Genomic DNA, 14,748 nt, shown 5'->3' with positions numbered 1-14,748 from the left:
CCAGCGAATATCGACTACCTCACCACTCGGCATAGGGGTTTAGCTCAGTTGGTAGAGCATCGGTCTCCAAAACCGAGGGTCGTGGGTTCGAGTCCCTCAGCCCCTGCCAATCTCAACACATGTGAGAACGCGCACTTTGGTGTACCAGCTTCGCCAGTAGGCGAGCTTGATATGAAGCCTTGAATTCAGCGCTTTTGACAGATACATCCCCACAATCGTTCGTATACAGGAAAACCGACATGGCCACAGTCAACCCGCTTCAGTTCATCCAGCAAGTGCGTTCCGAAGTATCCAAGGTCGTCTGGCCCACCCGTCGCGAGGTCATGCTCACCACGGTTATGGTGTTCATCCTTGCCGCGTTGACAGCGGTGTTCTTTGCGATTGTCGATATCCTCATTCGTGGCGGATTGCAGTACATCCTGGCCGCCTTCGGCTGATCCAGGGGCGCGGCACCTTAAAACGCCGTGGCCCTCTTGAAACATGTGCGATTGCGGGCTATCCCGCAGACCTGATCAAGAGGGGCGTGCGGCGATTCGTGTTGCGCGCCGATTTTTTGTTCACCGCCGGCATGCTGCGACAGGCTGGTTTTTACGAGAATTAGATGTGGCCGTTGCTGCATCACAAGACAGGGACCAAGTTCAGATGGCGAAAAGATGGTATTCGGTCAGTGTTTTGTCGAACTTCGAAAAGAAGATTGCCGAGCAAATCCGCACCACGGTCGCCGAGCAAGAGCTTGAGGACCAGATCGACGAAGTGCTGGTCCCCACCGAAGAGGTGATCGAGGTCCGGCGCGGCAAGAAAGTCACGACAGAGCGTCGCTTTATGCCCGGCTATGTCCTGGTTCATATGGAGATGTCTGATCGCGGGTATCACCTGATCAACTCGATCAACCGCGTCACCGGTTTCCTGGGTCCGCAGGGCCGTCCGATGCCGATGCGTGACGCCGAGGTCACCGCGATCCTGGGCCGCGTCCAAGAGGGCGAAGAAGCACCACGCACGCTGATCCACTTCGAAGTGGGTGAGAAGGTCAAAGTGGCGGACGGCCCGTTCGAAGACTTCGACGGTATGATCGAAGAAGTCGACGACGAGAACCAGCGCCTCAAGGTGTCTGTGTCGATCTTTGGCCGGGAAACACCGGTCGAATTGGAATTCACTCAGGTCAATAAACAGGTCTGAGCGATCGGCGGGGCGACCCGCCATACGGTGGCAACACCGTTCGTTTGTGGGAGGGGATAGCGGCGCGCCGCCCAACCGCACCACGCTAGCAAGCGGCCACATCGCGATGTGGTTGTATAGGGTGAACGAAAGTTCACCGACATTAAAAGGAGAAGGCCAATGGCCAAGAAACTCGTCGGTACGATGAAGTTGCAAGTTAAAGCGGGTCAAGCGAACCCATCCCCACCCGTCGGCCCCGCATTGGGTCAGCGCGGGATCAACATCATGGAATTCTGTAAGGCGTTCAACGCCAAGACAGCGGACATGGAGCCAGGTGCCCCTTGCCCGACCGTGATCAGCTACTATCAGGACAAGTCCTTCACCATGGACATCAAGACGCCTCCTGCGTCCTACTACCTGAAGAAAGCTGCCAAGGTTAACTCCGGCGCGAAAACACCAAGCCGCGAGACCGTCGGCACCGTGACCACCAAGCAACTGCGCGAAATCGCAGAAGCTAAAATGGCCGATCTGAGCGCTGTGGATGTTGAATCCGCGATGAAAATCATTCTGGGCTCTGCCCGCTCCATGGGCATCGAGGTTAAGTAAGATGGCAAAACTCGGAAAACGCACCCGCGCCGCACGCGAAGCATTCGTAGGCAAAGAAGATCTGACCGTTGAAGAAGCAGTCGCACTGATCAAAGCCAACGCAACCGCGAAATTTGACGAAACCATCGAAATCGCGATGAACCTTGGTGTTGACCCCCGTCACGCCGACCAAATGGTTCGCGGTGTTGTCGGCCTGCCAAACGGCACCGGCAAATCCGTTCGCGTTGCTGTATTCGCCCGTGGCCCCAAGGCTGACGAAGCACAAGCAGCAGGTGCCGACATCGTTGGTGCCGAAGACCTGATGGAAGCTGTCCAAGGCGGCAAGATCGACTTTGATCGCTGCATCGCGACACCTGACATGATGCCCATCGTTGGTCGTCTTGGTAAGGTTCTCGGCCCACGTAACCTGATGCCAAACCCAAAAGTCGGCACAGTTACAATGGACATCAAAGAAGCTGTTGAAGCTGCTAAAGGCGGTCAGGTTCAGTTCAAAGCTGAAAAAGGCGGCGTTGTGCATGCTGGCATCGGCAAACTGTCCTTTGACGAAGCCAAGCTGGTTGAAAACGTACGTGCCTTTGTTGGCGCTGTGTCCAAAGCCAAGCCTACCGGCTCCAAGGGTGCCTACATGAAAAAGATCGCGCTGAGCTCCACAATGGGGCCAGGTGTGACTGTAGAAGTCGACAACGCTGTAACCGAGTAAGGTTCAGCGATAGGCGCAGTCCTGCGCTTGCTATCAGGTCCCCGCATTGGTCATCCGATGCGGGGATTTTTTTATGCGCAAACCGGCCGGATAAACCCGGTCTGACGGCGTTTGAAACAGATTAGCCTAAACTCGGCGCAAGAAAGTCGAGTTTCCCCTTGGCATTCCGCGCTGCATTCCCTAAGAAGCCCTCGATTCACTATGCATCGCATGGTGAGTCTTCTGTCCGAGACGAAGGGTGGCGCAAGCCTTAATTCCTTTCTGAGATGGGAGATGCAAGAATTACCGTTCGCGTAAGCGTGGGGCTATTTTGGCTTATTCCCGTAAAATGGACCAAGACTGTTCGCGTAAGCGGACTTAATTGAGCCGGGGGGTAACCCCCAGATTTGGAGTGAAACTGTGGATAGAGCCCAGAAAGAACAGTTGGTCGAAGAGCTCGGCCAAATCTTCGAAAGCTCTGGCGTCGTTGTGGTAAGCCACTACGTCGGCCTGACAGTTGCTGATATGCAGGACCTTCGTGCGCGCGCTCGCGCTGCGGGCGGGGCCGTGCGTGTTGCCAAAAACAGGCTCGCCAAAATTGCCCTAGACGGAAAGCCATGCGAAAGCATTGCAGATCTCCTGACGGGTATGACCGTTCTGACCTATTCCGAAGACCCCGTGGCAGCTGCCAAGGTCGCTCAGGAATTCGCTAAAGAGAATCAAAAGTTTGTCATTCTCGGCGGCGCAATGGGTGAGAACGCACTGGATGTCGCCGGTGTTGAAGCCGTGTCCAAGATGCCTTCGCGGGAGGAGCTTATCTCCACCATCGCGGGTATGCTGGGCGCACCTGCTTCCAACATCGCCGGGGCCATTGGCGCACCTGCAAGCAACATCGCTTCCATCTTGTCCACCATCGAGGACAAGGCGGCTGCGTAAAGCAATATCGTCAAGCTGGCGCAGGGTTGAACACTCGCGTTGGAACACACATATCGTTAACGGAAAGAGCTAAACATGGCTGATCTGAAAAAACTGGCAGAAGACATCGTTGGTCTGACACTGCTGGAAGCACAAGAACTGAAAACCATCCTCAAAGACGAGTATGGCATCGAGCCCGCAGCTGGCGGCGCAGTGATGATGACTGGCCCTGCCGATGCAGGCGCGGCTGCTGAAGAGAAAACTGAATTCGACGTCGTTCTGAAGAACGCCGGCGCATCCAAAATCAACGTGATCAAAGAAGTTCGCGGCATCACCGGTCTGGGCCTGAAAGAAGCCAAAGATCTGGTTGAAGCTGGCGGCAAGATCAAAGAAGGCATCGACAAAGCCGAAGCCGAAGACATCAAAGCCAAGCTGGAAGCAGCTGGCGCAGAGATCGAACTGGCCTAAGCCATTAGATCTGGGTGCTGTTTTTGCTTGATGAAAGCAGACCGAAGTTTGTAAAGCTTTGGGCAAGCCCATAAAAATTAAGGCTGGACGGGGAATTCCCTGTCCAGCCTGATCTGTTTTGAAAAGTATTTCGCGCGAAATACTTCTCTGGATAGGTCCTAGTGGTCGGAAGAGGTACGGTGGGACGTGCCTCAAGAATTGATCAGGATTTACCGCTCTTATGGGCGCGCATCACGGCCCCGGTGATGGCGAGCTCGGCAAGAGATACGAAAGGTGACAGACACATGGCGCAAACCTTCCTTGGCCAGAAACGTCTACGTAAATACTATGGCAAAATCCGCGAAGTGCTGGAGATGCCGAACCTGATCGAGGTTCAGAAATCCTCTTATGATTTGTTCCTGCGCTCCGGCGATGCGGAAACACCGACAGACGGTGACGGCATCCAAGGCGTGTTCCAATCGGTTTTCCCGATCAAGGACTTCAACGAGACGTCGGTGCTTGAATACGTCAAGTACGAGCTCGAAAAACCCAAATACGATGTCGAGGAATGTCAGCAACGCGACATGACCTACAGCGCGCCTTTGAAGGTGACGCTGCGCCTCATCGTATTTGATGTGGATGAAGACACCGGTGCGAAATCGGTGAAAGACATCAAAGAACAAGACGTGTTCATGGGCGACATGCCCCTGATGACGCCAAACGGTACCTTTGTTGTCAACGGTACAGAGCGTGTTATCGTATCCCAGATGCACCGTTCGCCCGGCGTTTTCTTTGACCACGACAAAGGCAAAACCCACTCTTCGGGTAAGCTGCTGTTTGCTTGCCGCATCATCCCATACCGCGGGTCGTGGCTCGACTTCGAATTCGACGCCAAAGACATCGTGTTCGCGCGCATCGACCGTCGTCGTAAGCTGCCTGTAACAACGCTGCTCTACGCGCTTGGCCTTGACCAAGAAGCGATCATGAACGCGTATTACAACACCGTGAACTATACGCTGAAAGACGGCGAAGGCTGGGTTGCACCTTTCTTCCCTGACCGTGTGCGGGGCACACGTCCATCGTATGATCTGGTTGACGCCGCAACAGGCGAGATCCTGTTCGAGAAGGGCAAGAAGGTTACACCTCGTGCCGTTAAGCAGTTGATCGACGAAGGCAAAGTGACAGAACTGCTGCTGCCCTTCGGTCACATCGCTGGCAAATTCGCCGCGCGTGACATCATCAACGAAGAAACCGGCGCGATCTATGTCGAAGCGGGCGACGAGCTGACGCTCGAGCACGATAAAGACGGCACGCTCATCGGCGGTACAGCGAAAGAGCTGATCGACGCGGGCATCACCGAGATCCCACTTCTCGACATCGACAACATCAACGTCGGCCCCTACATGCGTAACACCATGGCGGCGGATAAGAACATGAACCGCGACACCGCGCTCATGGACATCTACCGTGTGATGCGCCCGGGCGAGCCGCCCACAGTCGAAGCCGCGTCGAACCTGTTCGACACGCTGTTCTTTGATGCGGACCGCTATGACCTTTCGGCGGTTGGCCGCGTGAAGATGAACATGCGTCTTGCGCTCGACAAAGAAGACACGCAGCGCACGCTGGACCGTGACGACATCGTCGCCTGTATCAAGGCGCTGGTTGATCTGCGTGACGGCCGTGGCGACATCGACGACATCGACCACCTTGGGAACCGTCGTGTACGCTCCGTTGGCGAACTGATGGAAAACCAGTACCGCGTCGGCCTGCTCCGGATGGAGCGCGCGATCAAGGAACGTATGTCCTCGGTCGAGATCGACACTGTCATGCCACAAGACCTGATCAACGCGAAACCAGCGGCTGCTGCGGTACGTGAATTCTTCGGCTCCAGCCAGCTGTCGCAGTTCATGGACCAAACCAACCCGCTGTCCGAGGTGACGCACAAGCGTCGTCTGTCCGCGCTTGGGCCAGGTGGTCTGACACGCGAACGTGCCGGCTTTGAGGTGCGTGACGTTCACGCGACCCACTACGGTCGTATGTGTCCGATTGAAACGCCCGAAGGTCCGAACATTGGTCTGATCAACTCTTTGGCAACATTCGCCCGCGTCAACAAATACGGCTTTATCGAAACACCCTACCGTAAAGTAACGAACGGTGTTGTTTCCGATGACGTGCAGTACATGTCCGCGACCGAAGAAATGCGTCACACCGTGGCGCAGGCGAACGCGAACCTTGATGAGAACATGAAGTTCGTCAACGATCTGGTGTCGACACGGAAATCCGGTGACTACACGCTGTCGCCTTCCGAGAATGTCGATCTGATCGACGTTTCGCCGAAACAGTTGGTCTCGGTCGCTGCGTCCTTGATCCCGTTCCTTGAAAATGACGATGCGAACAGGGCCTTGATGGGCTCGAACATGCAACGTCAGGCGGTGCCTTTGCTTCAAGCCGAAGCACCACTGGTGGGGACAGGTATCGAAGAAGTCGTCGCACGGGATTCCGGTGCTGCCTATATGGCGAAACGCGGTGGTATCATCGACCAAGTCGACGCCAGCCGTATCGTTATCCGCGCCACCGAAGACCTTGAACTGGGCGACGCGGGCGTAGACATCTACCGCATGCGCAAGTTCCAGCGTTCGAACCAGAACACCTGCATCAACCAGCGTCCGCTGGTGAAAGTGGGCGAGACGGTTCAAAAGGGTCAGGTTATCGCGGACGGTCCATCGACCGACATGGGTGAACTGGCGCTTGGTAAGAACGTGGTCGTCGCGTTCATGCCTTGGAACGGCTACAACTACGAAGACTCCATCCTGATCTCTGAACGTGTATCGCGTGACGACGTGTTTACCTCGATCCACATCGAGGAATTCGAAGTCGCCGCCCGTGACACAAAGCTGGGGCCAGAGGAAATCACACGCGATATTCCGAACGTCGGTGAAGAAGCGCTGCGCAACCTCGACGAGGCGGGCATCGTGTACATCGGTGCGGATGTTGAACCCGGTGACATTCTCGTCGGCAAGATCACACCCAAGGGCGAAAGCCCGATGACGCCAGAGGAAAAACTGCTGCGCGCCATCTTCGGTGAAAAAGCCTCGGACGTGCGCGATACATCGCTGCGTGTGAAGCCCGGTGATTTCGGTACCGTTGTTGAAGTCCGCGTGTTCAACCGTCACGGCGTTGAAAAAGACGAACGTGCGCTGCAGATCGAACGTGAAGAAGTCGAACGTCTGGCCCGTGACCGGGACGACGAACTTGGCATTCTTGACCGCAACATCTACGCGCGTCTGCAGTCGATGATCATCGGCAAGACGGCTGTCAAAGGCCCGAAAGGCGTCAAGGCAAACTCTGAGATCACCGAAGACCTGCTGGCATCCTTGTCGCGCGGTCAGTGGTGGCAGTTGGCTTTGGCCGACGAAGATGATGCCAAGATCGTCGAAGCCCTGAACGAGCAGTACGAGATCCAGAAACGGACCTTGGATGCACGTTTCGAGGACAAAGTCGAAAAAGTCCGTCGTGGTGACGATCTGCCCCCGGGCGTGATGAAGATGGTCAAAGTTTTCGTTGCGGTGAAGCGCAAGCTGCAACCGGGCGATAAGATGGCCGGTCGTCACGGCAACAAAGGCGTTATTTCCAAGGTTGTACCTATGGAAGACATGCCGTTCCTCGCGGATGGTACGCCGGTCGACTTCTGTTTGAACCCGCTGGGTGTTCCGTCGCGTATGAACGTCGGTCAGATCCTTGAAACCCACATGGGTTGGGCCGCACGTGGCCTGGGCATCAACATCGACGAGGCGCTGCAGGAATACAAACGCTCCGGTGATCTGACACCTGTGCGCGAAGCAATGCACCACGCCTATGGCGACGATGTCTACGAAGAAGGCATCTCGGGTATGGACGAGGAAACATTGCTGGACGCAGCCAAGAACGTCGCGCGCGGTGTCCCAATCGCCACGCCGGTATTCGATGGTGCCAAAGAAGCGGATGTGAACGACAGCCTGACACGGGCCGGTTTCGACAGCTCCGGTCAGTCGGTCCTGTTTGACGGCCGCACGGGCGAGCAGTTTGCACGTCCGGTGACCGTCGGCGTCAAATACCTGCTGAAACTGCACCACCTTGTGGACGATAAAATTCACGCGCGTTCAACTGGTCCATACTCGCTGGTCACCCAGCAGCCATTGGGCGGTAAAGCGCAGTTCGGTGGTCAGCGCTTCGGTGAGATGGAGGTCTGGGCTCTGGAAGCTTACGGCGCTGCATACACCCTGCAGGAGATGCTGACTGTGAAATCGGATGACGTGGCCGGACGGACCAAGGTCTATGAAAGCATCGTCAAAGGCGAAGACAACTTCGAAGCCGGTATTCCGGAATCGTTCAATGTACTTGTGAAAGAGGTACGCGGTCTTGGCCTGAACATGGAACTCCTGGATGCGGAGGAAGACGAGTGAGGCACGCGCCGGGGTTTTCATAAACCCCGGACCGTTTCCTGAAGCAGGAAACACCTTTCTCCCTCCGCTTTCGAGACTTATCTAAGGATTTAAGATGAACCAGGAACTGACAAACAACCCGTTCAACCCCGTCGCGCCGATGAAGACGTTCGACGAAATCAAGGTCTCTCTGGCATCGCCAGAGCGGATCCTGTCGTGGTCGTTCGGTGAAATCAAGAAACCAGAAACCATCAACTACCGGACGTTCAAGCCAGAGCGTGACGGCCTGTTCTGCGCGCGTATCTTTGGCCCGATCAAAGACTACGAATGCCTGTGCGGTAAATATAAGCGCATGAAGTATCGCGGCGTTGTCTGCGAGAAATGTGGTGTTGAAGTCACGCTGCAAAAGGTCCGTCGCGAGCGTATGGGCCACATCGAGCTGGCGTCGCCTGTTGCGCACATCTGGTTCCTCAAGTCGCTGCCGTCGCGCATCGGCCTGATGCTGGACATGACCCTGCGCGATCTGGAACGTGTTCTTTACTTTGAAAACTACGTTGTGATCGAACCCGGTCTGACGGATCTCACCTATGGTCAGATGATGACCGAGGAAGAGTATATGGACGCGCAGGATGCCTATGGCATGGACGCGTTCACCGCCAATATCGGTGCCGAAGCGATCCGCGAAATGCTGGCCGCCATCGATCTGGAAGCCGAAGCGGACCAGCTGCGTGCCGATCTGAAAGAGGCGACCGGCGAACTGAAGCCCAAGAAGATCATCAAGCGTCTGAAAGTCGTTGAATCCTTCCTCGAGTCTGGCAACCGGCCCGAGTGGATGATCATGACCGTCATTCCGGTGATCCCGCCAGAGCTGCGCCCGCTGGTGCCGCTGGACGGTGGCCGTTTCGCGACGTCGGATCTGAACGACCTGTATCGCCGCGTGATCAACCGGAACAACCGCTTGAAGCGTCTGATCGAACTGCGCGCGCCTGACATCATCGTCCGCAACGAAAAGCGGATGTTGCAGGAATCCGTCGATGCCTTGTTCGACAACGGCCGTCGCGGCCGCGTCATCACTGGTGCCAACAAGCGCCCGCTGAAGTCGCTGTCCGACATGCTGAAAGGTAAGCAAGGTCGCTTCCGTCAGAACCTTTTGGGTAAGCGCGTCGACTTCTCCGGTCGTTCGGTCATTGTGACTGGCCCCGAATTGAAGTTGCACCAATGCGGTCTGCCCAAGAAGATGGCGCTCGAGCTGTTCAAGCCGTTTATCTACTCGCGTCTTGAAGCCAAAGGTCTGTCTTCCACTGTGAAGCAAGCCAAGAAGTTGGTTGAAAAAGAGCGTCCCGAAGTGTGGGACATCCTCGACGAAGTGATCCGCGAACACCCTGTCATGCTGAACCGTGCGCCTACCTTGCACCGTTTGGGCATTCAGGCGTTCGAGCCGGTTCTGATCGAAGGTAAAGCGATCCAGCTTCACCCGCTGGTCTGTTCCGCCTTTAACGCTGACTTTGACGGCGACCAAATGGCTGTGCACGTGCCGCTTTCGCTGGAAGCACAGCTGGAAGCACGCGTCCTGATGATGTCGACGAACAACGTTCTGTCGCCTGCAAACGGCGCGCCGATCATTGTTCCGTCGCAGGATATGATCTTGGGTCTGTACTACACGACCCTGGAACGCGAAGGCATGCCGGGCGAAGGCATGGTGTTCGGCTCTGTCGAGGAAGTCGAGCACGCGCTTGGTGCCGGTGCGATCCACCTGCACTCCAAGATCAAGGCGCGGATCAAACAGATCGATGCCGAAGGCAACGAGGTGATGAAGCGTTACGACACCACGCCGGGCCGTATCCGCCTTGGCGCGCTGCTGCCGCTGAACGCCAAAGCGCCGTTCGATCTGGTGAACCGTCTGCTGCGTAAGAAAGAAGTGCAGCAGGTCATCGATACGGTCTACCGCTACTGTGGTCAGAAAGAATCCGTTATCTTCTGTGACCAGATCATGACCATGGGCTTCCGTGAAGCTTTCCGTGCCGGCATTTCCTTCGGCAAGGACGACATGCTGATCCCGGAAACCAAGTGGACCTTGGTGGACGAAACGCGCGAGCAGGTTAAAGACTTTGAACAGCAGTACATGGACGGCCTGATCACTCAGGGCGAAAAGTACAACAAAGTCGTCGACGCCTGGTCCAAGTGTAACGACAAGGTCACCGACGCGATGATGGGGGCCATTTCGGCCGAACGTCGCAACGATAACGGCGCGGTGATGGAGCCGAACTCGGTCTACATGATGGCGCACTCCGGTGCGCGTGGCTCGGTCACACAGATGAAACAGCTGGGCGGGATGCGCGGTCTGATGGCGAAGCCGAACGGCGACATCATCGAGACTCCGATTATCTCGAACTTTAAAGAAGGTCTGACCGTTCTGGAGTACTTTAACTCCACCCACGGTGCCCGTAAGGGTCTGTCGGATACCGCTTTGAAAACAGCGAACTCGGGTTACCTGACCCGTCGTCTGGTGGACGTGGCACAGGACTGTATCGTGCGTATGCATGACTGTGGCACCGAAACCGCGATCACGGCCGAAGCGGCTGTGAATGATGGTGAGGTTGTCTCTTCGCTGGCGGAACGTTTGCTGGGTCGCGTTGCGGCGGATGACATCCTGCGCCCCGGGACCGACGAAGTGTTGGTGCCTGCGCAGACTGTGATCGACGAACGTCTGGCTGACATCATCGATGAAGCGGCTGTTCAATCCGCACGGATCCGCAGCCCGCTGACCTGTGAGGCCGAAGAGGGCGTCTGCGCCATGTGCTATGGTCGTGACCTTGCACGCGGTACGCTGGTGAACCAAGGTGAAGCTGTCGGCATTATCGCTGCTCAGTCGATCGGTGAACCCGGCACGCAGCTGACCATGCGTACATTCCACATTGGTGGTGTTGCGCAGGGTGGCCAGCAGTCCTTCCTCGAGGCATCGCAGTCCGGTAAGGTTGTGTTCGAGAACGCTCAAACCCTTGAGAACGCCGCAGGCGAGATCATGGTAATGGGCCGGAACATGAAGCTTGCCATCGTTGATGATAACGGCGACGAGCGTGCCAGCCACAAGGTTGGCTACGGGACCAAGCTGTTCGTCAAGGAGGGTCAGTCGATCCTGCGCGGCGACAAGCTGTTCGAATGGGACCCCTACACGCTGCCGATCATCGCGGAGAAATCCGGTATGACCAAGTTCGTCGACCTGACGTCGGGGATCGCGGTCAAGGATGAAACCGATGATGCAACCGGTATGACACAGAAGATCGTGATCGACTGGCGTGCAGCACCCAAAGGCAATGAGCTGAAGCCTGAAATCATTCTGGTGGATGCCGATGGCGAGCCGGTCCGCAACGATGCGGGCAACCCGGTGACCTACCCAATGTCCGTTGATGCCATTCTGTCCGTTGAGGACCAGACTGAAATCAAGGCCGGTGACATCGTCGCGCGTATCCCGCGTGAAGGTGCCAAGACCAAGGATATTACCGGTGGTCTGCCACGTGTTGCGGAACTCTTCGAGGCACGTCGCCCCAAAGACCACGCGATCATCGCCGAGATCGACGGGTACGTCCGCTACGGCAAGGACTACAAAAACAAGCGTCGTATCTCGATCGAGTCGTCCGAGGATCCGGATCACAAGGTCGAATACATGGTGCCTAAGGGTAAGCACATTCCCGTTGCGGAAGGTGACTTTGTCCAGAAGGGCGACTACATCATGGACGGCAACCCTGCGCCGCATGACATCCTCGCGATTATGGGTGTCGAAGCGCTGGCTGACTACATGATCGACGAAGTGCAGGATGTTTATCGTCTGCAGGGCGTTAAGATCAACGATAAGCATATCGAAGTGATCGTGCGTCAGATGTTGCAGAAGTGGGAAGTCCAGGACAGCGGTGATACCACCCTGTTGAAAGGCGAACACGTCGACAAGCAAGAGTTCGACCAGGCCTGTGCCAAAGCGCTGTCCAAAGGCGGGCGCCCTGCGCAGGGCGAACCAATCCTGCTGGGGATCACCAAGGCGTCGCTGCAAACCCGCAGCTTCATCTCGGCGGCGTCCTTCCAGGAAACCACACGCGTTCTGACCGAAGCATCGGTCCAGGGTAAGCGCGACAAGCTGGTTGGCCTGAAAGAGAACGTCATCGTGGGCCGTCTGATCCCAGCCGGTACCGGTGGTGCGACGCAGCAGATGCGCAAGGTTGCGACGGATCGTGACAACGTGGTCATCGAGGCCCGTCGCGAAGAAGCCGAAGCCGCAGCACGTCTGGCCGCGCCCGAGCCTACAGCCGACGATGTTGTTGGTGGCGATGTCTTCGACAACGTCCCCAGCGACGACGAAAGCCGCAGCTAAGCCTAGGCTTGATAGCTAACTAACAGAGCCCCCGCCGAGAGATCGGCGGGGGTTTTTCGTTGTGGGGCAGGGGGATGAAATAGCGTCGAAAATTTGCGCCAGTGGGCTGGTTTTCCACCGCGGCTTGCGCCAATGATAAGTCAACCTAACAAACGGAAAGCCACCCGATGTCGCCAAACCTTGCCGGAGCACTTTTCATGATGGGCTCTATGGCGGCCTTTGTGTTGAACGACACGATGACCAAGACGACGGGCGGGGCCGTGCCCTTGTTCCAGCTGCTGTTCTTGCGCGGTGTGATCTCTATCTCGTTGATCGTTATGCTGTGGGGGCGGCTCGGCCCGATGCATCTGCGTCTTAACCGGCGCGATTGGAAGCTGGTCGCAATTCGGTCTGGTGCCGAAGTCGGGGCGAGCTTTTTCTTCGTGACCGCCTTGTTCAATATGCCCTTGGCGAACCTCAGCGCCATTCTGCAATCCCTGCCGCTGACGGTGACTTTGGGCGCGGCGCTGGTCTATCGCGAAAAGGTCGGCTGGCGGCGCTTCTCTGCGATCCTTGTGGGGTTCTTCGGCGTGATGCTGATCGTCAAGCCGGGCACCGAGGGCTTCAACATCTGGTCGATCTACGCGCTGATCGCGGTGTTCTTTGTCACCGTGCGCGACCTCAGCACCCGCCGCCTGTCGAAAGAGGTGCCGTCGATGACCGTGACCTTCGCCGCTGTGCTGGCCGTGACGGGGTTTTCGACCTTCGCGCAGTTCACCACGCCGTGGGCTCCGGTCTCTTCCGCGCATTGGGTCGCCATTACGGCGGCCGCGGTCTTTGTGCTGATGGGGTATTATTTCAGCGTGCAGACGATGCGGGTGGGCGACGTATCGTTCATCGCGCCGTTCCGCTATACGGGGCTGATCTGGGCGCTTATTCTCGGGTGGTTGGTGTTCGGCGACTGGCCGGTGCCGTCAACGCTCGCTGGGGCATCTATCGTCGCTGCGACGGGGCTGTTCACGCTCTACCGTGAACGCATCACCACCCGCCCGTTGCCGCCGCTTTAACCCTTGGCAAAGACGCGGCGCACAGTGTCGATGTCGATGGCAAAGCGGTCCTTGAACAGGCTCTCTTCCTCGGTGCTGAGTGGGGATAGGTCGACCGCCCGTGCATTCTTTTGGCGTGAATCGTTAAATCCATTGTGGCCGCGGACATACATCGCAGGGTCGGGAAAGCTCAGCGCTGGCATAAAGCGGGGCAGCTTGTCATGGGCAAAGTTCATGATCGTAAGCGGACACCCCGCGTTCACGAACATGGCCAACGCCGCGGTGTAGAACGGCCGGAACGACGGGGTCGCCGTGATACCATCCGCGCCGAACTCGGCCACGTAGCCCTTGTTCCAGTCAAGCGCGACGGATTTGTGCTGGACCAGTAGCGGGGCGGCGTCATCAACAGCTTTACGCAACTTGGCCACGAAATCGACCGCAATTGCGTCGTCGTCATCAAAGCGGAATTGCACACAGGGTTCAGAGCGCGCGTGGCGGGCCTTGTTCAGAATTTCCTTCATCACCTCGCGGTGCGGGCGTGGCGGCTCTACCACAATCCGCGCTTGGGGCAGGGGGGCGAGCAGGGCCGTGAGCCGTTCCAGATGGACAGGGGGAAAGCGATCGCCGACCAGCACGATCATCTCGAAATCCGGGTCTGTTTGCGCCATCAGGCAGGGCAGGGCGACGGTTTCGAACAGGCGGAACCTTTCCTCAAGCCGCGCGGGATCATAAAGGTAGGCGATACGATCAGCGGTGGTGTCATGCCCGACCTGAAACCCGCCAAGCGCCGGATAGGAAAAGCGGCATAGCCCAAGTACCTGCATCGTGATCCGCCCTGTCCGAATAATGTGGCATAAATATGCGCGGTAGCCGGGGTATCTTGCAAGGCGGAATACCCGTTTGGCGTGCCATGGGCGGCTTGGGGGCGGGGGCTGTTGACAGCGTGGACGACTCTGCCTATACGCCCCTTATCTCGGATGCGGGGGTCGCCCTGCTTTGCCGACATCATATCTACTGTGGTCACGATCCGGTCTACTGCTGACTCGATCCTCTGTTACCCCACCGCTTCGTTTTCCTCGGTACGGGAACGCTGCGGTGATTTTGCTTTGCGCCAGTGGTGTAGGGCGAAAGATAGGC

At 57.1% G+C, this 14,748-nt stretch carries 10 protein-coding genes and 1 tRNA gene; 10 read left to right on the top strand and 1 reads right to left on the bottom strand.

The features are described 5' to 3' along the window. The first annotated feature begins 33 nt into the window (after window positions 1-33). The 10 genes from ACTRWK_RS03300 to ACTRWK_RS03255 all read left to right on the top strand — a co-directional run bounded on the left by ACTRWK_RS03300 (window position 34) and on the right by ACTRWK_RS03255 (window position 13,632). A tRNA-Trp gene (locus tag ACTRWK_RS03300) sits at window positions 34-109 on the top strand. Window positions 110-239: 130 nt separating this feature from the next. Next, window positions 240-437 carry a preprotein translocase subunit SecE gene (gene secE / locus ACTRWK_RS03295; RefSeq protein WP_005849880.1) on the top strand — a complete coding sequence of 66 codons (198 nt, stop codon included), beginning with the start codon at window positions 240-242 and terminating at the stop codon, window positions 435-437. Window positions 438-642: 205 nt separating this feature from the next. Beyond that, entirely contained in the window at window positions 643-1,176 is a 534-nt protein-coding gene (gene nusG / locus ACTRWK_RS03290; protein WP_005849878.1) for a transcription termination/antitermination protein NusG, read from the top strand. Between the two features lie 159 nt (window positions 1,177-1,335). After that, window positions 1,336-1,761, top strand: a complete 426-nt coding sequence (gene rplK / locus ACTRWK_RS03285) for a 50S ribosomal protein L11 (protein WP_005849876.1) — start codon at window positions 1,336-1,338, stop codon at window positions 1,759-1,761. Between the two features lies 1 nt (window position 1,762). Beyond that, window positions 1,763-2,461, top strand: a complete 699-nt coding sequence (gene rplA, locus ACTRWK_RS03280; RefSeq protein WP_005849875.1) for a 50S ribosomal protein L1 — start codon at window positions 1,763-1,765, stop codon at window positions 2,459-2,461. Window positions 2,462-2,860: 399 nt separating this feature from the next. Beyond that, window positions 2,861-3,376 (top strand): 50S ribosomal protein L10, encoded by a 516-nt coding sequence (gene rplJ / locus ACTRWK_RS03275; protein WP_037941629.1) that lies wholly within the window; start codon window positions 2,861-2,863, stop codon window positions 3,374-3,376. A 75-nt stretch (window positions 3,377-3,451) separates the two neighbouring features. Next, entirely contained in the window at window positions 3,452-3,823 is a 372-nt protein-coding gene (gene rplL / locus ACTRWK_RS03270) for a 50S ribosomal protein L7/L12 (RefSeq protein ID WP_037941631.1), read from the top strand. Window positions 3,824-4,107: 284 nt separating this feature from the next. Then, a complete protein-coding gene (gene rpoB / locus ACTRWK_RS03265) occupies window positions 4,108-8,244 on the top strand; it encodes a DNA-directed RNA polymerase subunit beta (protein ID WP_005849870.1) in 4,137 nt (1,378 codons plus the stop codon). A gap of 94 nt (window positions 8,245-8,338) precedes the next feature. Next, window positions 8,339-12,586: a DNA-directed RNA polymerase subunit beta' gene (rpoC, locus tag ACTRWK_RS03260; protein WP_289084199.1), complete on the top strand. Its 4,248-nt coding sequence runs from the start codon at window positions 8,339-8,341 to the stop codon at window positions 12,584-12,586. A 167-nt stretch (window positions 12,587-12,753) separates the two neighbouring features. Continuing rightward, complete coding sequence (locus ACTRWK_RS03255) at window positions 12,754-13,632, top strand: DMT family transporter (protein WP_289084200.1); 879 nt, start codon at window positions 12,754-12,756, stop codon at window positions 13,630-13,632. Here ACTRWK_RS03255 and ACTRWK_RS03250 read toward each other — a convergent pair. Further along, window positions 13,629-14,435, bottom strand: a complete 807-nt coding sequence (locus ACTRWK_RS03250) for a putative rhamnosyl transferase (RefSeq protein WP_289084201.1) — start codon at window positions 14,433-14,435, stop codon at window positions 13,629-13,631. The two genes, ACTRWK_RS03255 and ACTRWK_RS03250, sit on opposite strands and share 4 nt — an antisense overlap. Window positions 14,436-14,748: the final 313 nt, after the last annotated feature.

Source organism: Sulfitobacter sp. G5_S2_6_S6 (assembly GCF_054968505.1).
This window is presented reverse-complemented; position numbering and strand designations above follow the sequence as displayed.

Bases quoted from the DNA above. Each gene is read 5' to 3' on its own strand.
- secE (WP_005849880.1), top strand. From the start codon at position 240: ATGGCCACAGTCAACCCGCTTCAGTTCATCCAGCAAGTGCGTTCCGAA.
- nusG (WP_005849878.1), top strand. From the start codon at position 643: ATGGCGAAAAGATGGTATTCGGTCAGTGTTTTGTCGAACTTCGAAAAG.
- rplK (WP_005849876.1), top strand. From the start codon at position 1,336: ATGGCCAAGAAACTCGTCGGTACGATGAAGTTGCAAGTTAAAGCGGGT.
- rplA (WP_005849875.1), top strand. From the start codon at position 1,763: ATGGCAAAACTCGGAAAACGCACCCGCGCCGCACGCGAAGCATTCGTA.
- rplL (WP_037941631.1), top strand. From the start codon at position 3,452: ATGGCTGATCTGAAAAAACTGGCAGAAGACATCGTTGGTCTGACACTG.
- rpoB (WP_005849870.1), top strand. From the start codon at position 4,108: ATGGCGCAAACCTTCCTTGGCCAGAAACGTCTACGTAAATACTATGGC.
- rpoC (WP_289084199.1), top strand. From the start codon at position 8,339: ATGAACCAGGAACTGACAAACAACCCGTTCAACCCCGTCGCGCCGATG.
- ACTRWK_RS03255 (WP_289084200.1), top strand. From the start codon at position 12,754: ATGTCGCCAAACCTTGCCGGAGCACTTTTCATGATGGGCTCTATGGCG.
- ACTRWK_RS03250 (WP_289084201.1), bottom strand. From the start codon at position 14,435: ATGCAGGTACTTGGGCTATGCCGCTTTTCCTATCCGGCGCTTGGCGGG.